This window comes from Formosa sp. Hel1_33_131, assembly GCF_001735745.1.
Taxonomy (GTDB): Bacteria; Bacteroidota; Bacteroidia; order Flavobacteriales; family Flavobacteriaceae; genus Hel1-33-131.
Map to the genome: position 1 here is coordinate 920,542 of NZ_CP017260.1, position 19,960 is coordinate 940,501.

Consider the following 19,960-nt stretch of genomic DNA (forward strand, 5'->3'; position numbering starts at 1 on the left):
TTGAACACACCCAATCGCGATCGCAGTGTTATAAAAGTTATTATTCCTGCTTACAACGAAGAAGAATCTATTGGACTTGTCATTCAGGACATCCCAGCCTCAGTGCATGAAATCATCGTCGTTAACAACAACTCAACCGATGCCACCGCAAAAAATGCAGAAGATGCTGGAGCCACTGTTTTATCAGAACCTAAACCAGGTTATGGCAATGCGTGTTTAAAGGGTATAGACTATATAAAACAACAAAAAATAGTTACCGATATCGTGGTATTTTTGGATGGAGATTACAGCGATTACCCCGAAGAACTTAGCAAAATTGTGGCTCCTATTATTGATGACCATATTGATTTTGTTCTTGGAAGCCGTGTAGAGAGATTTCGAGAAAAAGGTGCTATGCAACCTCAGCAAATTTTCGGAAATTGGCTCGCAACGTTTTTAATGCGTTTGTTTTTTAAATCAAAATTTACAGATCTCGGCCCCTTTAGGGCGATTAAGTTTGATACGTTGTTGCACTTAAAAATGGAAGACCCTACCTATGGATGGACGGTTGAAATGCAACTCAAAATATTAAAACAGAAATTTACTTACGAAGAAGTTGCCGTAAAGTACCGAAATAGAATAGGAGTTTCAAAGGTTTCTGGTACGGTAAAAGGTAGTATATTTGCAGGAATTAAGATATTAACTTGGATATTTAAATACAGTTTCAAATAATGCTTTTAGAAATCATCATAATTTGCGTTTATTCTATTGCGCTCATTCTCATATTTATGTATGCTTTGGCACAATTGAATTTGTTATTCAATTATATAAAGGCTCAAAAAAACACAGAGAACAGCCTCGAATTTAATTTCTCAAACGCTGATGAGATTCCTTATGTGACCATACAACTTCCCGTATTTAACGAGATTTATGTGATGGATCGCTTGTTAAAAAATATTGTCCTTATTGACTATCCAAAGGATAAATTAGAAATTCAGGTACTTGATGATTCCAACGACGAATCAGTGGAATCTACCGCTATTTTAATCAAAGCCTTGCAGAAGGAAGGGTTTGATATTCAACACATTCAAAGAACAAATCGTGAAGGGTTTAAAGCCGGAGCGCTCAAAGAAGGTTTGGTCAATGCGAAGGGAGAATACATCGCCATATTTGATGCTGACTTTTTACCGCAAACGGATTGGTTGAAACGTACGATTCCATTTTTTAAGGATGAAGCCGTTGGCGTGGTGCAAACACGTTGGGGTCATATCAATCGTAATTACTCTGTACTCACTAGAATACAGGCCTTTGCTTTAGATGCTCATTTTACGCTAGAACAAGTAGGGCGAAACTCAAAAGGGCACTTCATCAACTTTAATGGAACGGCTGGCGTTTGGCGTAAAACCTGTATTATTGATGCAGGAAATTGGGAAGGTGACACCTTGACTGAAGATCTTGATTTGAGTTACAGAGCACAGCTTAAAGACTGGAAATTCAAATATTTAGAGGACGTTGAAACACCTGCAGAATTACCTGTAGCTATCAGTGCTGCAAGGTCTCAACAGTTTAGATGGAACAAAGGTGGTGCAGAGAATTTTCAAAAAATGATGTGGCGCGTTTTAAAAAGTAAAAACATTTCTGCCAAAACAAAACTACACAGCTTGCTTCATTTATTGAATAGCACCATGTTTTTGAACATCTTAATCGTGGGTATTCTGAGCATTCCGATGCTGTATATAAAGAATGAATATACGCATCTGAAAATGTATTTTTATGTGATGAGCTTTTTTGTTGTTAGCACACTTATCTTCTTTATTTGCTATTGGTTTATGTACAAGAAATCACATGGTTCGAGTCTGAAAAGTTTCGTGCAGTATGTCGTTTTATTCTTTACATTTTTTTCTATAGCCATGGGCTTTTCATTACACAATTCGATTGCTGTTTTAGAAGGTCATTTTGGCAAACGCAGTGATTTTGTTCGTACCCCAAAATTTAATATTAATGCCCTTACTGATACTTGGAAAACCAATAAATATCTGAAAAAAAATATTTCAGCAAATGTCATATTTGAAGGGATATTGATGCTGTATTTTGGCTTCGGAATGTACAGTGCATTTATCGTAGGCGATCAAGGTGGCGATTTTGGATTGTTTCCTTTTCATCTGATGCTGTTCCTAGGATTTGGATTTGTGTTTTTCAAATCAATATCGTCTAAAGTTTAACCACTTACCCCCTGACTTGTGGAATTCAATAGGTCAATCTTAAATTCAAAAAATACCTTATTAATTTGGGGTGGTCTTAGCATGGTTTTATATGCACTATGGGCTTACGATTTGGCACGTTTTGAACATTTCAAACTCCTTACCGTATTCAGCGTTCTTTTTGGTTGTTATTATTTGATCTTAAAACAACTCAAAATAAAAGAGCAGCAGTTAACCTATTTAGCAATTGGTTTGCGATTGGTTTTTTTGTTGGCGATTCCAAATTTGTCTCAGGATTTCTATCGGTTTATATGGGACGGACGTCTCATCTTGTCAGGGCTCAACCCCTACTTGACAACTCCTAATGATTTAATAATTTCCGACCCCAATTTATTTCCACAAATGAAAACGCTTTTTGACGGCATGGGGGCGTTAAGCGCAGGGCATTATTCCAATTACCCACCCATACACCAACTTCCGTTTATAATCGCTGCCATCCTCTCTAAACACAGTATTTTGGGTTCGGTTGTGGTGTTGCGATTACTGTTAATTGGTGCAGATTTAGGCATCCTCTTTTATGGTAAAAAATTGTTGAGAAAATTAAAACTGCCTACAAGAAATATATACTGGTTTATACTCAACCCTTTGGTGATTATTGAACTGACGGGCAACCTTCATTTTGAAGGTCTTATGTTGTTCTTTTTTGTCATGGCGTTGTATTATGTACATACCAAAAAATGGCATTTGGCCGCCCTTACAATGGCATTGTCTATTGCTGTGAAATTAGTGCCCATATTAAGTCTCCCCTTATTTTTAAATAAATTAGGTTGGAAAAAAAGTGTTCGATTTTATCTAAGTATTGGAGGGGTGTTCCTACTGCTTTTCTTGCCCTTTTTCAGGGATGATTTCATTGAAAATTACAGCGCCACTATTGGTCTTTGGTTTTCTAAGTTTGAGTTTAATGCGAGTTTTTATTACCTTTTAGATTGGGGATTAAAAACAACTTCAAATGTGGAATTGATTCATAGTATGAGTATTGTGGTGGTGAGTGTTCTTGGGTTACAAATAAGCTACCAATTGATTCAAAATAAAACAAAGACAACGGCACTTATTCTCACCATTCTATGGGTGCTTAGTGGGTATTATTTCGTGTCCACAACCGTGCATCCTTGGTACATTATAAGCTTGTTGTTGCTCTCCATTTTTACGAACTATAAGTTTGCATGCGTATGGAGCTACACCTTGATTTTTAGCTATTTTGCGTACAAACAATTGAGCGTCGATGAAAATGGGTTGATTCTATGTTTAGAATACCTCCCCGTAATGGGTGTTTTGGTATGGGAATTATGGAATCAAAGAGTGCTTAGAAAATTAAAGCATCATTAAATTACTGATTTCTTGTTCTGTAAGATGTTTCCAATGCCCTCTTGGTAAATCTTTTTTGGAAAGAGGTCCAATAGTCACACAGTCCATTTTGACAATCTCATATTTAAAGTGATCAAAAATGAGTCTTAATATGGTATTTCCTGTATTTTTTATCTGAAGACCGAGTTCATTTTTTGGAGATCCTTCAATATAACTAATCGCCTCAACCGTAACGTGCTTTCCTTCGTATTTGAAGCCTTCTTGAATACTTTTTAAATGTTCAAACTTTAAAGGCTTGTCTAATTCCATATGGAACAAACGGGTCACACCATGTTTGGAATTGGTGAATTTTGCATGCATTTGCTCATCATTAGTAAATAAAATCAATCCAAGGGAATTTCTACCAAGACGTCCAATAGGTCTGATTTTTGCATCTGTAGCATTGGCTACTAAATCCATCACCGTTCGACCTTTGCCCTCACTTGTGGTGGTGGCAAATCCTTTAGGTTTATTTAATAGGACATAGACTTTTTTCTCAGGATTGATACGTGCACCATCAAAACGAACCTCATCTTCCAAACGGACTTTATACCCCATTTCGGTGACCACTTTCCCGTTGACCATGACACTCCCAATACTGATGTGCATATCTGCTTCACGGCGCGAGCACATTCCAGAATTTGAAATGTATTTATTTAAACGAATTTCATCCGTGTTAGAATTTGCCTTTGCATTCGACTTAGAGGGCGTTGACTTTTTCTTTGAATAAGAAGTTACAGGAGCCTTCAATTTTGAAGGTCTGGACTTCCCTACACGTCTGTCTGAATTCTTGTTCACTTTTGCCATGATTAATTTTTTGCAAATGTAACGCATTCATAAACAATGCGAGTAATTTTTTCGCTTATAATAGCTTGGACAGAATGAGCGACGGATTTAATAAAACAATGCTAAAAACACCTAATAAAATAAGGAGCCTTAACAGGTTGTGCACCCAAACAAATTGTCGTTGGCTCTTCGCTTTATAGATAAGAATAACGACTACAGAAAGTAAACTCATACTTCCATAAAAGAAATAATCCATCTTCCCTAAGTCGTATGTAGACACTAAGTATCCGGTCACTAAAATATTCATCATAACTAGAAGAGCAATCATGATTTTAGCCGTTTTTTCACCATAAACAACGGGGACTGTTTTGTAATCTAGGGTGAGATCGCCTTTCAAATTTTCTAAGTCTTTAACCAGTTCTCGCATCGCTAATATGAGAAATAAATAGAATCCAAAGACAAATATCAAACCGCTGTAGTTTTTGTAGTACAAAAAGATAGCGAAAAAGGGAGTGATGGTTAAAATTGCTGAAATCAAGTTTCCAATAATGGGTCTTTTTTTGATTTTATGAGAATAAAACCAGATGGAAAAAATATAAAATGAAAAGAATAAAACAGATCGAAATGATACATAACTGGCAATAATCACAACGATAAAATTAATTATAAAATAGAGGATTAACTTTGTGTTTTGACTAACGTATTGCTCTAAAGTGGATTTACGAGGGCGGTTGATACTGTCTTTTTCGCTGTCGTAAAAATTATTGATAATGTACCCTGAACCAATGGCTCCGACCGTTGCCAAAATCAATGCAAAAAGCGAGTGATCAAACAAAATTTCAGAAAGCGATTGAGAGGACGGTGCCATAATAAAAACAGCAGTGATGTATTGCGCAATAACGATGAGCGCCAAATTGAAACCCCTAACGACCACAAACATGCTAAATAATTTTAGTATAATTTGTTTTTGAATTGGCGTAACCATAGTGAAAGTTTAGAAGTTATAAACGACCTCTAATTTATGATCTATAAGTGCTTTTTGAGCGGCTTGAAAGTCTTCAGTAAATCCTAAAATATAGCCACCCCCACCAGAGCCGCAGAGTTTTAAATAATAGGCATTGGATTCGATTCCCGCTTTCCATATTGTGTGGAATTGCTTCGGAATCATGGGCTTGAAATGATTTAAAACAACTTTAGAAAGTTGTTTGGTATTTCTGAAAAGCGAATTAATATCTCCTTTCAAAAAATCTTCCACACAGGCATCTGTATGTTTTATGAATTGATTTTTAAGCATTGTCCTGAAACCTTCTTGTTTCATTTTCTCCATAAAAATACCAACCATCGGTGCGGTTTCACCAATGATGCCACTGTCTAAAAGAAAAACGGCTCCTTTCCCATTTGTGTTTTGAGAAGGAATACCAGTAGCTTCAATATTGTCTTTGGAATTTATGAGAATAGGAATGCTTAAATAACTATTTAACGGATCTAAACCCGATGATTTTCCGTGGAAAAAAGATTCCATTTCAGAAAAAATAGCTTTTAGTTTTAATAATTTTTCGCGAGTGAGGTTTTCTAGAACCGTGATTTTGTCTTGAGCATATTTATCATACAGAGCGGCAACCAATGCACCACTACTTCCTACGCCATAGCCTTGAGGTATGGACGAATCAAAATACATTCCAGCTTGAACATCTTGTTGTAATTGCTCTAAATCAAACGCCACTAAGTTGGTGTCTATATCGGATAAATATTTAAGAAATTTCTTTAAATTGAGATTAGAATCCACCGCTGATGGAGTTGGATTTTCATCCATTTTCAAAGCGCCATTATAAAAATTATAAGGTATAGAGAGTCCTTTAGAATCTTTGATGATTCCATATTCTCCGAAGAGTAAAATTTTTGAGTAAAAAAGTGGTCCTTTCATAGAGGTGTGTTAGACTTAAAATTTCTTACTGGTTAATGATTGCTCAAAGATACATTAAATTTTTATTGGTTGTGCACCTTGACCTAACTTGTCTTCAATAAAATGTCCGTTTTGACAGTGTACCGCCAACTCGGTTTTTATAAATTCTTGAATTTGTTTCGCTTCAGATTCAGGAAATAACACATGAACATTGGCACCAGCATCGAGAGTAAAACAGATATGAAGCCCTGTTCTTGCCCTGAATGCCCAGATCTTATTTATGATTTCTAGGGTATTGGGTTTCATTAATATAAAATACGGATCACTGCTCATCATCATAGCGTGTAATGTGAGTGCTTCACGTTCTACGATGCTAATAAATCCGTTTAAATCGCCGGATTTTAAAACCTCAATTAAGGCATCCATATTGGAATGTGCTTGTGCAAAACGCTGCTCGGCAAAGGGATGGTTGTGCATCAAATTGTGGCCAACGGTACTGCTCACTTGCTTCTCGCCTTTATCGACTAAAAGAATGGTGTCTCGGTAGTTTTTGAAATTCAGATGGACTTCATAGGGGTATTTTATCCCTACTAAATCTGAACTGCCCTCAATATTCGTATGGGCACCCCATACAATTAAATCGCCTTCGATACTTCGGCAGGCACTTCCAGATCCCAAACGGGCTAAAAAGGAGGCTTTTTTGTTGAAAGATTCTTTTGAAATATCTGGGTTTAATTGCTGTTCTACTTGCATTAAACACAATGCCAAAGCACTCATACCTGAAGCTGAAGAGGCAATGCCTGAACTGTGTGGAAAGGTGTTTGACGTTTCAATCACAAAATGATAGGCCCTTAAAAAAGGGAGATACATTTCAATCCGATTAAAAAATTGTTCGATTTTTGGCTTAAAATCTTCCTCTAAAATACCTTCCAAAAACACGTCAAATGAAAACCCTTCGGATGTCTTTTTTTTAAACTTAAGGGTGGTAGTGGTTTTACAGTTGTCTAGCGTAAAACTGATGGACGGATTGGCTGGAATTTGATGTGCTTTTTTGCCCCAATATTTCACCAAAGCAATATTACTCGGAGCGCTGTAAGCAGCGGCACCGCTCTCTAAAAGTTGTTTATACGGTTTTGGAATGAATTCGTTTACAATCATAAAATTGGTGTGAGGGACAAAGATACTAACTTCGCTTTATTTATTTGTTATTTAGACAACTGTTGTGACGCAATAAAAGCACTTGTCCACGCATTTTGAAAATTAAAACCGCCAGTCACTGCATCAATATTTAAGACTTCTCCAGCAAAATACAGGTTTTTAAAGTACTTACTTTCAAAGGTTTTGAAATTTACGCCTTTCAATTCCACGCCGCCTGCTGTGACAAATTCTTCTTTGAACGTGCTTTTGCCATCTACATTGAACACTGCTTCGGTAAGTTGACTTGCAATTTTTTGTAATTGTTGTTTGTTGACCTCAGCCCAACGAAGGTCGCTCGGAATTCCTGAAGCAATTACTAACTGTTCCCACAAACGTTTCGGAAGGTCAAACTGAGAAGATTTTAAAATTGTTTTTTTAGGAAACATCGTTTTGAATTCTAACAAGGCCTCCAAACATTCTAAAAAATCGTATTTAACAAAATTAACTTTGATTTGAAATTTATACTGTCTTTCAGCCAATTCCAAAGCACCATAGGCAGAAAGTTTTAGAATGGAAGGCGCACTCAGTCCCGTGTGCGTTACGAGCAACGGCCCTTCGGATTCCAAATGGCTATTCAGTACAGAAATACGGACATCTGTAGCCACCACTCCAGGGATGGTTTTAAGACGCGAATCTTTAATGTTAAAGGTAAACAAAGAAGGAACTGGAGCAATCACTTGGTGACCAAGAGATTCTAATAGTTTCCAGATTTTAGGGTTACTTCCTGTAGCGATTAACAGTTTGGGGGCTCCAAAAACGCCTTTGGTGGTTTCTAATTCCCAAGTATCATTTTCATACTTAATCCCTTGTACAGAATGATTTAATAAGACCTCAATTTGATGTGTTTTAATTTCCTCTAAAAAACAATCTATGATCGTTTGTGACGAATTGGAAACAGGAAAAACGCGTCCGTCTTCTTCTATTTTTAAGGGCACACCACGGTCTTCAAACCATTGCATGGTATCGCCTGTCATGTAGTTATGAAAGGGACCTCGTAATTCTTTTTTACCTCGGGGATAATTTAAAACCAGTTCATCAGGGATAAATTCGGCATGAGTTACATTACAGCGGCCGCCTCCAGAAATTTTAACTTTGGAAAGTACATTAGAACCACGTTCTAAAATAGCTATTTTGAGATTTGGATTTTGAGTTGCTGTATTGATTGCTGCAAAAAAACCTGCTGCACCTCCACCCACAATTAAAACGTCGTAATTATTCACACTGCAAAAGTATAAAAAAAGGAATCTGGATTGAGACGTTTTTAAATTTAGTTTTGGAGTCCTATTTTAAATCGGAAAAATTCCAATAACTGGGTTTCATCATTGACTTTTGTTTTAGAATTAAAAGCCAAAGCTGTTAACAGGGGAAAATTAAACCAATCTAATTGGGTTAAACTAAAACGGGATTTCCGTTATGGAAATCCCGTTTAATATTAACTTAACAAATACTAATTAAACATTATTAAAGTCACCGAAGTTTATGGTAGAGAAAAAGTGAATGATTCAGATGTACCAAATTCAGCTCCTTGACCTAAAGTAGTTAAACAAGCGGGTAGTCCTAATACATACGAACCGACCCCATAACTACAACATATTCCGTCTCCATAAGCATCCGATATTGTAAATGTGTAATCACCATCAGGAAGTGTGTAATATCCATTAAATGCTGTTTCTCCTGGATAGGGTCCTCCAGATTCAACAACTGAATTTGCGGAATCTGTGATCTCCCAGCTTGTCTCATCTGGATAATCATCAAAATTTATTGCTAATTCTACATCATTAGAAACACATATCTTTGTATATGTAATGGTGATCTCTTCAGATGTAGACACTAACCTAAGAATTAGATTTTTGGTAACACCTGGTGGTATATTAACTAAATCAAATCCAATAATGGTTGAACCTTTGAGTTCGCCTGCTCTAATACCTACATTTCCACTAAAGCTATATTCCAGTGCGCTCCCTGTTGACTCACTGCTTACTTCAATTGGAACAGAGCGGTCTGCGGTATGTGCTTCTGAAGCTGTAACAACAATTTCAAACGTATTAGAGAGAGGATTAATAATTACTGATCCCGATGATGTTTCAAAAGAATCCGATGGCGATACAGTTTGGAATTCTTCAGTATTCGTATCGCATGAATTAAATACTAAGACTATTGTTAATAAGGCTAATAAATAGGTTTTATTATTTTTCATAATTTTTGTTTTTAAAAATTTTTAATTTAGGTTTTGTTTATTAAAATACGGATTCAGCTGCAACTTTTGTAGTCTTATATGTAACATCTCCCGTTCCAGCATCAGTAACTTTTTCAAACTTAACAAAGTAATAAAAGGCTTGTGTAGTTTCTCCTGACACAGAATCATTGAAAATTTCAATAGTTCCATTTGGATGTATTATATACATTTTAACATCAACTGTCGCATCGACTGCAGACCATACTCTAGGTAAAATATTATAAGTTCCATCAGGTTGTGTATTATCAAAGGTAAGACTTTCTGAAGGTGTACCAGTTTGGCTTGTGACAATACTAGTCGTTGGTGGCTCGTTTGTTAACCACAAGTCCAAATCATTTTCTACTGCATTACTCCAAGTCATTAATATTTCTAATCCATTTGAATTAATTGCTGGCACGCTAATGAATGTAACTGAAGTGTTTGTAGAACCCACTAATACAGCATCATTGTTAAGTGCAAAGGCGCCTGTAAGAACAATCGAATTTGATTCTCCTACAACATTTGGTATTGCAAGACTAACCGATTGTTGTCCCTGAATTAAATCAATTGATTTCTCAACTCCATTTAAGGTGTAAGTAAACTGAGTAGATTCCGCTAGCGTTCTTGACAAAACAAAGCCTACTGAGATTTCGTCTCCATCAAAAGCATATATTTCTCCTGTCTTGTCTAATGAGGCCGTTACTGCCTCTCCCATTGGTATGACCGCTGGATCGTTGTCAATAGCACAAGACGAAACTATTAACGTAAGTGCTATTAAGAATAAGGGTATAAATTTTATATTTTTCATAATTTTTGTTTTTTATTTTAAATTAATACTTAATCTCGCAAAAAGGAATCTCCCATTGGTTCCAAACTGCTGTGCTCTACGTGAGAAGATAAACCTTCCATCGCTCGTGTTTCCTTCTGAATTTTTATCTGGATACATATCCAATAAATTATTGGCTCCAACGGTGAACGTTACACTGTCATTATAGTCATAAGAAGCAGATAAATCCGTGACAATTTTGGATGCAAATTCTTGTCCTGTTGTACTTGTAACTTCTCCGAAATATACATTTCTTAAAAATAGATTCCACTTATCAAAAGAAATTGTATGTGATAAATTCACTTTTTGGTTGACAGTTGCGTCTTCTAAAAAGATTCTAGAACTTTCACTAAAATAGCGATCCAATTGACCTCCATTTACTAAAATTTGGGAGGCGTGAATATCATCAACTTGTCTTGTTTGAGAGAAAGACCCAGACAAATCTGTTTTAATTCTGGTGTTATTTATAGTCCCTTTGTGTGTAATCACAACATCCAAGCCCTTAGTTTCCGTATCAATGGCATTGGCAAAAAATGCAGCTTTACCAGCTCCGGCGTCCTTAAAAGCTTTCACTAATTCTGTAGAAATAGGATTTCCATCGCTATCATAAGCTGAGAATGTATCTGTTAATGTAACTCTGTCTTCGACAGCTATAAAGTAGCCATCTACAGCAATTTTAATATTTGCTTCTGATAAGTTTGCTGTAAATCCAACACTTGCACTTGCAGACTCTTCTTGTTTAAGTTGCGGAATTCCTAATCCATCTTCTTCATCTGCAACTCTACTATCATTAGTAAACACTCCAACCTCTTCAGCTTTACCCTTGTTATTAAACTGTGTGGCTGTGGCATTGTAGTATATTTGGTGTAAAGAAGGTGCTCTAAAACCTGTACTTACTGCACCACGTAAATTAAAGCTATCACTTAATTTGTAACGAGAGGCTATTTTGAAATTTAACGTAGAACCAAAATCACTGTAACTTTCAAATCTTAAGGCTCCCGTCAGTAGAAATTTAGAAGTAATATCGGCTTCTATATCTAGGTAAGCAGCGGCACTGTTTCTATATCCTGACAAGGCGTTTTCTGGTCTAAAGCCTGGGAAACCTTGTGAACCTCTTTGGTACGATCTTCCAAAAAAGTCGGGTGCATGGTCATAGTTGGCATGAGAGGCTTCTTCCCCTTCTAGAATTTGATAGTTTTCTAATCTGTACTCTGCTCCAAAAGCAACATTTAAACCTTCCAATGTGTTTTCAAAGAATTTAGAAACATCTAAGTTGGTGGTGTTTTGAGAGAACGCAAATCCACCTGCAGTAAATGTTGAAGAAGATGCTATACCTTGTGAGGCATTAAATGAATTAGAGACGGTGAAGTCAAAACTATTTTTTCCCCAAGTGTTACTGAAATCTATATCCCAATCGCCTGCTTTTCCTTTAATTCCTACGGCTAAAGACTTGTCTTTAATATCCGAATTAATATTTGGTAAAAAACCATTTAGATTGATATTTGAGTATGACCTTGATTGATTTGGTAATCTATAGAAGGCCCCTGCATTCCCTTTTCTGTAGCTTAGACCTCCAAATGCATAAAACTCAGTCCCATTATCTCCAATCGGCAACGAAATGTTTGCCATAAAGCGTCCGGATCTTAAATTGGATTGACCAACTCTCATGTTATAGTCTTCACGTTTTTGCCCTCTTGCTGTAAGTTCTGCTTCGGTAAAATCAATTGGACCATTACTATCAGATAATAATGCTACCAAATCTGCTTGTGATGTTGCAGCCCCTATAGCACTTTGAAGTTCTGGCGTAAAATAATCGACGCCTTGCGCAAAAAACTGCATTTGATCAAAAGATAAATTATCTACATTTGCTCCACTTGCTGCGGCGACTCTTTGTATGGCATTGTATCCATGAAATATATCTCCCGTGAAACGCTCCATTCTATTGGTTGATTTGCGAGTTTCAATATCTCCAGTAAAGTTAATATACCCTCCATTGTCTCCTAAATCAATTCCGTAATTAATACTTGCATTGACTGTTTCTCCATCTACGCCTCCTGTGAGACTGTTAGCATTTGAAGAAAAATTTGCTCCTGAAGTTACATTTACTGCAAGTTCGTTGGTGTTCTTTTTTAATACAATATTAATAACACCGGCAATAGCGTCTGAACCATATTGAGCAGAAGCACCATCACGTAGTATTTCAACGCGACTGATCGCTGCTGAGGGAATTGCGTTTAAATCCGTTCCTACAGAACCTCTACCCACCGTACCATTCACATTTACTAATGATGTGGTGTGTCTTCTTTTTCCGTTAATCAGTACCAATACTTGATCCGGTCCAAGCCCCCTTAAAGAGGCTGGATTGATGTGATCCGTTCCATCAGAAATTGTTTGTGTGTTAGATGCGAAAGAAGGCGCAACATAATTCAGGATTTGATTTATGTTTACTTGTGGCCCTAGTGTTGTCAATTCCGAAATATCAATAACATCAACAGGCACTGGTGTGTCCACTGCTGTTCTGTTGGCATTTCTTGATCCAACAACAACTTCATCCAAAGAAACTCCTGATGATAAAACAACATTAACAGTTGATCCACCATCCATGGTCATCTCTTTTGAATTAAACCCTATATAAGAGTAAACCAAAACATCTCCTTGAGAAACACTCAAAGAGTAGGAGCCATCAAGATCGGAAGATGTTCCGTTTGTAGTCCCTCTAACACTTACAGAAACTCCAGCTAAGGGGTCATTGTAGTCATCTGTAACAATTCCACTAACCTCATAAGTTTGAGCTAGTGCTGAAAATGACACAAGAAATAGTGTCAAAAAAAAGTAATTTTTTAATTTCATAATCATTTGGGGTTAAGTTTATAATTTGAGGACAATATATAATTTTTTATTTAAAAAAATAAATGATTCTTATTTAAAGTGAGTTTAAATTACATAATTCATTGTTAAAAGCAAGTTATACTGGTGATTTCATTTTACAATTAAATTAGAGCCATAAACTGAAAGTATGATCTTAATGGCACAATAAATAGGGTGAAAATCAGAAACTGAAATTAATAAATTATAATAAAGTTCATCTATACTTAATGGTCATTCACCTAAAGAAGTCTCATGTTAGTCAAACCTAAAACAATTATTATATGTAAATAAATTATTTTTATAGAATAAATACTTGTTTTAAATTTTGAATAACATACTAAATATTTTACTGATAGAAGATAATTCTATTGAGATCATGAAAATGAAAAGAACTGTTTCCTTTTTAAAATTAGAGCATACTATAAATGAAGCCGAAAATGTAGATGAAGCTCTTGAGTTTTTAAAAGATCGAAGTAGAATTCCTGATATTATTTTATTAGATTTAAACATGCCAAAGATAAGTGGAATAGAATTTTTATCAATTTTAAAGAATGATGAAAACTTAAAATACATACCCACAGTCATTTTAACAACATCTAACAATCAAAAAGATATCATAGAATGTTATACAATTGGTATATCAGGCTATATTCTAAAACCTTTAAAATATGAGGATTACGTTAAAAAAATTGAGAGAACTTTGGCTTATTGGAGTATAAACGAATTAAGAAGAACTTAAAAAATGGAACATCCTCAATACAAGTCAAAAAATCTTTAAGAAATAACTAAAAGGAGGTAACATACTTGCAGTGAGCCTGCCTACCGCAGTTAGGCGCAGTTGAAATGTGACTGTTAAAATTAATATATATAAACATATGAAAGGGATCGTTTTTACAGAGTTTTTAGATTTAGTAGAAATTAAATTTGGTTTAGGAATGGTTGATAAAATCATCAATCAATCAAAATTAGAATCTGAAGGAATCTATACATCTATTGGCACCTATAGTTTTTCCGAAATGTTGCAATTATTACAACATTTGAGTGCACAAACAGACATTTCAATAGATGGATTGTTATTGACTTACGGAGAACATTTTTTTAGTGTTATAAAAAAAACCTACCCAGGTCTTTTAGCGACTTATAAAGACCCCATAGAAATGCTGTCATCCATAGAAAACCATATTCATATAGAAGTTCGAAAAATATATCCTGATGCAGAATTCCCTACGTTTATAGTTGAAGAGAAAACAGAAAACTCTCTTATTATGATTTATAAATCTGGTAGGGCAATGCATCATTTTGGGTTGGGTTTAATGAACAAAACATTCGAACATTTTAATTCTACAGCTTCTATTGTTTTAGAAAAAATAAAAGAAGATGGCACCGAGGTAAAATTTATCATTACCAAGAATTAATGAGTCTAGAAAAAGTTGAAATATTAGACCGTGCGCTCAAAAGAGAAAAAGCTGCCCGAAAAGCTGCGGAAAGGATATTAGAAGAAAAATCTAGAGATTTATACTTTATATCGGAAGAACTAAAAGACGCCAACCTTCAATTCGAAAATCTTTTAGTCGAAAAATCGTCTCAACTTCAGGGGGTTTTTGAAAACATAAATGATGCCTATTTAGTAATTGATTTAGAAGGGGAGGTTCTAAAAATGAACGATGTAGCCACAGAATTTTTTGGATACAACATTGATAATGAAAAAGTAAATGCCACCTGCTTAATCTATCCTAAAGATAAAGATTACGCCTTTAATTCTTTTAAGAAATTAAAAAAACAAGGGTTTTTCACAAACTATGTAGCAAGGATACTCACTAAACAAAAAGAAATTAAATGGGTACAGATTAATGCAACCATTATTTTTAATAAAGAAAAAAAAGCTATTGGAGCGCAGGGGATTGTAAGAAATATTACATCCAATAAAGAAGCAGAAGACTTACTGATACAATCAGAAAAAAGACTGTCATCTCTCATTTTAAACTTAGATAGTGGAATCCTTTTAGAGGATGAAAAAAGACAAATCGTATTGACAAATACTAAGTTTTGTGCACTTTTTAAAATCCCAGTATCTCCAGAATTATTGATTGGAGAAGATTGTTCTAATGCATCAGAACAAAGCAAAGTATTGTTTAAAGATCCAGAACAGTTTGTAACCAGAATTAATGAGATACTTAAAAACAAAAAACAAGTTTTAGCAGATGAAGTCATAATGACAGATGGTACAATTTTAGAACGCGATTTTATTCCTATTGTAATTGGTCCTAAATATCAGGGTCATTTATGGGCTTATAGAAATGTCACGCTCAAAAGGCAGTACAGCCAAAGTCTAGAAAGTCAAAAAGAAAAATACAGTAGCATTATAGCCAATATGAATTTGGGATTGATGGAGGTCAATAACAATAATGAGATACTGACGGTAAACCAAAGTTTTGTAGAGATGTCTGGTTATTCCGAGAAAGAGTTGCTTGGCGAGATTGGTGAAAATGTTTTTATAAAAAATAAAGACTTCGAAATCCTCCCCGATCAAAGTAAGAATCGTTCAAAAGGCAAATCGTATTCTCGCGAAATTACAATACAAGATAAAAAAGGAGTTAACAAAAGTTGGCTTAGTAGTGAGGCTCCAAATTATAATCTGAATGGAGAGATCGTTGGTTTTATAGGGATACATCTAGATATTACAGAATTTAAATTACTAGAAAAGCAGAACGCAAAAATATTGATAGAATTAGAAAAAAGGAATAACGAATTACATGAATATGCACATATCGTTTCTCATGATCTTAAAGCGCCTTTAAGAAGTATTGATGCCTTAGTCTCTTGGATTAAATCAGATAATAAAGGTAAACTGGATGAAGTCACAGTTCAAAACTTTGAATTGATTGAGGAAACATTGGAAACAATGGAGAGTTTAATTTTTAATGTTTTAGAATACTCAAGTGCAGGGGTCGCTATAGAAACCATAAATGAGGTAGACTTAAATTTGATTCTTGAAGATCTAAGGAAAATTATACTTATCCCAGAAAACATCTCTGTAATTATTTTAAAAAAACTACCTATTGTTAAAGGAGATATCACTAAATTTAAACAAATTTTTCAAAATTTAGTGAGTAATGCTGTAAAATTTTCTGATAAAGAAAAAGGAATCATTGAAGTTGATTTTAATGAAGAAGGATCCTTTTATCTGTTTTCTGTAAAAGACAATGGAATTGGTATTGATGAAAAACACCATGATAAAATTTTTAAAATTTTTCAGTCATTAAATAAAAGTAAAGAGTCCACAGGCATTGGTTTATCGATCGTGAAGAAAGTCGTTGAGTTATACGAAGGAGATATTTGGCTAGAAAGTGAAGAAGGCAAAGGAACTACTTTTTATTTTACTATAAAAAAATAGCTATGGAACAACCTAATTTAATCTATATTGACAAGCTGGCTAATGGTGATGAATCTGTTAAAAAAAGACTTATCGAGATCATTAAAACTGAATTTCCTAAAGAGAAAAAAGAGTACCTCCTAAGTTTAGAAAATCTTGATTATAAAAAAATTGAAGAAAATGTTCATAAACTTAAACATAAAATTAGTATACTAGGACTTGAAAAAAGTTATGAAATAGCAAATAAATTTGAACATAAACTTAGAGATCAACGTTTAATTGATTCTAAAAGTTTTGAGGGAATTTTAATAAAAATTTCAGAATATTTAAAAACGATTTAAATTCTATGAATTGTATTATTATTGATGATGAAGAAACTGCAAGAGTGATCATTAGAACGCTTTGTGATGAAATAGGAAATTTAACTATTATTGACGAATTCCCTAACGCCATTCAAGCTATTAAATTCCTTAACGAAAATGAGATAGATCTTATTTTTTTAGATATTCACATGCCCGATTTTAGTGGATTAGATTTTATTAAAGCATTAAAAAATCCACCTAAAATAATTTTAACAACATCCGATACAAAATTTGCAATTGAAGCTTTTGAATATGATTGTATTATAGATTATTTATTAAAGCCAATCGAAAGACCAAGATTTGAAAAAGCGATTTTAAAAACCAAAAAACACCAAGCTGTAAATACTTCAAATACGAGCATTGCAGATTTAAATCACAAAAACGATTTTTATGTGAATATCGATAGACGTCTGATAAAAATTGATTTGCCTGAAATTTATCTTATAGAGGCAAAAGGAGACTATATTCATATAAAAACAGAAGACAAAAATTATGTGGTACATTCTACATTGAAAAAAATAGAAGAGAAACTGCCAGAATCATTATTCCTAAAGGTGCATCGCTCCTACATAATCAACGTTAAAAAAATTATTGATATCGAAGATAATAGTGTTTTAATCAAAAAAGATGTCATCCCTGTGAGTCGTTCTAACCGACCTGAATTGATGAAACGATTGGATTTGTTATAATGATTTCATCTATATAAGCATAGCCGTTGACCTACAGTATTTGGGAGGCCTAGAGGTTTCGTCTATTTTTTGAATAAAGGTTTCTTGAAAAGGTACCATTTAAACCTCAAACCAATTTCCGTAAATTTAAAACCTGCAGCAGACGCAGAAGCTATGTTACTCTGCAGCCCGTAAATGTTTAGAGCACTTCTTTCCTTAAATTTATATCCTAATTTTCCTTGAATTCTATAGGTACTTTGTTTTTGATCATCTTCTATAAATTGATACCCAGTTGCTGCCGTTAATTCATAAAACCATTCATTATTTTTTGCAATATTTTCATCTTTTATTAGATTCACAAAAACTTCAACGGCATTAAATTTACGAGGACTAAAATAAATGGTAGGCACTGTCTTTTTAAAAGATATATTCTGGTAATTAAATCCTGCTTTTAATGACGGCTTATCTAAAATGCTGTAGTACAATGATGTAAATAGTAGGTTTCGTGTATTGTCATCATTTTGAAACGTGTAATAATATTGGGTAAACCATCCCAACCTAAAGTTAGTGTTTAAGCTGTAATTCACTAAAAAATTATTCTGTACAATTTCTCTATCTAACAGCTCCGCATTAAAATTTTGCAATTCTCTTTTATATCCCAATTCTAAATTCTGAAGTTTAAACGGCTTAATCTTCAAAGAAAAATCGGCTAATAGTTGGCTGTAATTTATTGTTTCTGTGTTTGATGAAGTGATGCCTAAACACCCTTTAAACGTCAAATTATTTAAGATTTGATAGAATATTCCCGCTAAAAAATTATTAGATTTAGCACTCATATTCGTAACCGAATTAGCGGTTGTTCTGTAATTATAGCTTGCTAATAGCTTAAGTTTAGTTGTAAAGGAAAATTCAGAATTAGCAGTATAAGAATAGGCTTCATTATTGCCATTATCAAAAGAGTACGAGGCTTTAGTTTCTATAAAAGGCGTGAAATGTCTATCTAAACTTTTAATGAAATTAGTCGCATCTTTTTGATTCTTATAAAAATTTAAGGTGTTTTTTGCACTCTTATAAGCCGCATCATAATAGCCAGAAGCTTTAAGTGCATTCGCTTTACCAAGGTTTCCATCAAAAGAAGTACTGTCGTTTTTTAAGATTAAATTATAATCAGAAATACTTTTTTTAAAATCGCTTTTGTAAATGTTCAATGTCGCTCTTAACGCTAAAATCCAATTTTCTAAGTTTTTATTTTTCAACACTAAGTCATCAATCTCCTTTTCTGCCAAGGAATACTTCTTGTTCCAAATCAATGCTTGAATGTATCTTTCTGTCGTTTGGTTTTTTAAAGAAACATCCGTTTGCTCTGTGAGACTGTCAAACGCCGTTTGACTCACAACTAAAGCGGCTTTGTCATTACTTTTTAAATGTTCGGCGAGTGCAATTCCGTTTAACGATATGAATCGATTTGCGGGCGTGTCTCCTATAATTTCATAAATCTCTTTTGCCCTATCCATTTGATTTGAGATTAAATACAGATTTGCAAGATTCAATAACGTTTCTTTATCATTTGTAAAGTCCTCAAAATTTTCTTTCAATAGGGTTTCTGCTTCCAAATAATTTTGAAGCTTCATTTTATCGTTTGCCAATCCTAAACGCATATATTTTTTGGAAATCAAAGCATTTTTGTTTTTGGGCAACACAATTAGTGCTTTATCAACATAAATAATAGCATTCTCAAACTCTTTAAGATTAGACAACGTATTTGCATACCCTAAAAGCGCAGGGAAACTTGTGTCGTTTTCTTTTAGTAAATTTTGATAATAGCCTTTTGCGGAAGTATAATCTTTATTCCAAAGCAGCGCTTCTGCATAATTTAATTTGACTTCAAAATCTGTTGGAAAATCATCTAAAAGAGCAGTGAATAAACGTACAGCTTTTTTTGAATCGCCATTTAAGCCAATCGCTCTCCCATAACAAAGACGTGCTGTTTTGTTGCTCGGATAGGTCTGTAATACTGTTTCAAAAAAGGTTTCTGCTAGTTTGAACTTACCGGTTTCTAAATAAGCGAAGCCCGTTTTCATTTCTTGAGAAACGCCACAAAAACTAATAAAGAAAGCGATTAGTAATGTACTATATTTTAATTTCATTTGTAATTTTTTATCTACAGTAAGTTAAGCA

17 protein-coding genes are annotated in these 19,960 nt (G+C 34.3%); 8 read left to right on the forward strand and 9 right to left on the reverse strand.

Going from position 1 to position 19,960, the window contains the following annotated elements; genetic code table 11:
• From FORMB_RS04110 to mptB, 3 genes are all read left to right on the forward strand, one after another.
• Nucleotides 1–711, forward strand: a complete 711-nt coding sequence (locus FORMB_RS04110; RefSeq protein ID WP_197493493.1) for a glycosyltransferase family 2 protein — start codon at nt 1–3, stop codon at nt 709–711.
• Entirely contained in the window at nt 711–2,201 is a 1,491-nt protein-coding gene (locus tag FORMB_RS04115; protein ID WP_069676245.1) for a cellulose synthase family protein, read from the forward strand. The genes FORMB_RS04110 and FORMB_RS04115 overlap by 1 nt, the downstream gene beginning before the upstream one ends.
• A gap of 81 nt (nt 2,202–2,282) precedes the next feature.
• Nucleotides 2,283–3,566, forward strand: coding sequence for a polyprenol phosphomannose-dependent alpha 1,6 mannosyltransferase MptB (gene mptB / locus FORMB_RS04120; RefSeq protein WP_069676246.1), 1,284 nt, complete (start codon nt 2,283–2,285; stop codon nt 3,564–3,566).
• On the opposite strand, the gene FORMB_RS04125 is transcribed toward mptB, so the two are convergent.
• The 8 genes from FORMB_RS04125 to FORMB_RS04160 form a co-directional block, all read right to left on the reverse strand.
• A complete protein-coding gene (locus tag FORMB_RS04125) occupies nt 3,552–4,391 on the reverse strand; it encodes a pseudouridine synthase (RefSeq protein WP_069676247.1) in 840 nt (279 codons plus the stop codon). The two genes, mptB and FORMB_RS04125, sit on opposite strands and share 15 nt — an antisense overlap.
• 55 nt (nt 4,392–4,446) lie before the next feature.
• Nucleotides 4,447–5,355: a geranylgeranylglycerol-phosphate geranylgeranyltransferase gene (locus tag FORMB_RS04130; RefSeq protein WP_069676248.1), complete on the reverse strand. Its 909-nt coding sequence runs from the start codon at nt 5,353–5,355 to the stop codon at nt 4,447–4,449.
• Nucleotides 5,356–5,364: 9 nt separating this feature from the next.
• The gene (locus FORMB_RS04135; protein ID WP_069676249.1) at nt 5,365–6,294 is read right to left on the reverse strand and encodes a mevalonate kinase family protein; all 930 of its coding nucleotides are present in this window, start codon (nt 6,292–6,294) and stop codon (nt 5,365–5,367) included.
• A 54-nt stretch (nt 6,295–6,348) separates the two neighbouring features.
• Entirely contained in the window at nt 6,349–7,431 is a 1,083-nt protein-coding gene (locus tag FORMB_RS04140; protein ID WP_069676250.1) for a diphosphomevalonate/mevalonate 3,5-bisphosphate decarboxylase family protein, read from the reverse strand.
• 47 nt (nt 7,432–7,478) lie between these two features.
• On the reverse strand, nt 7,479–8,690 hold the full coding sequence (locus FORMB_RS04145; protein ID WP_069676251.1) for an NAD(P)/FAD-dependent oxidoreductase: 1,212 nt from the start codon (nt 8,688–8,690) through the stop codon (nt 7,479–7,481).
• 257 nt (nt 8,691–8,947) lie between these two features.
• The gene (locus FORMB_RS04150) at nt 8,948–9,667 is read right to left on the reverse strand and encodes a hypothetical protein (RefSeq protein ID WP_069676252.1); all 720 of its coding nucleotides are present in this window, start codon (nt 9,665–9,667) and stop codon (nt 8,948–8,950) included.
• A 40-nt stretch (nt 9,668–9,707) separates the two neighbouring features.
• The gene (locus FORMB_RS04155) at nt 9,708–10,493 is read right to left on the reverse strand and encodes a hypothetical protein (protein ID WP_069676253.1); all 786 of its coding nucleotides are present in this window, start codon (nt 10,491–10,493) and stop codon (nt 9,708–9,710) included.
• A 12-nt stretch (nt 10,494–10,505) separates the two neighbouring features.
• On the reverse strand, nt 10,506–13,361 hold the full coding sequence (locus FORMB_RS04160; protein WP_069677893.1) for a TonB-dependent receptor: 2,856 nt from the start codon (nt 13,359–13,361) through the stop codon (nt 10,506–10,508).
• A gap of 343 nt (nt 13,362–13,704) precedes the next feature.
• Here FORMB_RS04160 and FORMB_RS04165 point away from each other — a divergent pair, with 343 nt between their 5' ends.
• From FORMB_RS04165 to FORMB_RS04185, 5 genes are all read left to right on the forward strand, one after another.
• Entirely contained in the window at nt 13,705–14,118 is a 414-nt protein-coding gene (locus FORMB_RS04165; protein WP_069676254.1) for a response regulator, read from the forward strand.
• A gap of 136 nt (nt 14,119–14,254) precedes the next feature.
• On the forward strand, nt 14,255–14,794 hold the full coding sequence (locus FORMB_RS04170) for a heme NO-binding domain-containing protein (RefSeq protein ID WP_069676255.1): 540 nt from the start codon (nt 14,255–14,257) through the stop codon (nt 14,792–14,794).
• Complete coding sequence (locus FORMB_RS04175) at nt 14,794–16,773, forward strand: PAS domain S-box protein (RefSeq protein ID WP_069676256.1); 1,980 nt, start codon at nt 14,794–14,796, stop codon at nt 16,771–16,773. Before FORMB_RS04170 ends, FORMB_RS04175 begins: the two co-directional genes overlap by 1 nt.
• A 2-nt stretch (nt 16,774–16,775) precedes the next feature.
• Entirely contained in the window at nt 16,776–17,093 is a 318-nt protein-coding gene (locus tag FORMB_RS04180) for a histidine kinase (RefSeq protein ID WP_069676257.1), read from the forward strand.
• Between the two features lie 5 nt (nt 17,094–17,098).
• Nucleotides 17,099–17,803, forward strand: a complete 705-nt coding sequence (locus tag FORMB_RS04185) for a LytR/AlgR family response regulator transcription factor (protein ID WP_069676258.1) — start codon at nt 17,099–17,101, stop codon at nt 17,801–17,803.
• A gap of 62 nt (nt 17,804–17,865) precedes the next feature.
• On the opposite strand, the gene FORMB_RS04190 is transcribed toward FORMB_RS04185, so the two are convergent.
• Nucleotides 17,866–19,929 carry a tetratricopeptide repeat protein gene (locus FORMB_RS04190; protein WP_069676259.1) on the reverse strand — a complete coding sequence of 688 codons (2,064 nt, stop codon included), beginning with the start codon at nt 19,927–19,929 and terminating at the stop codon, nt 17,866–17,868.
• Nucleotides 19,930–19,960 lie beyond the last annotated feature (31 nt).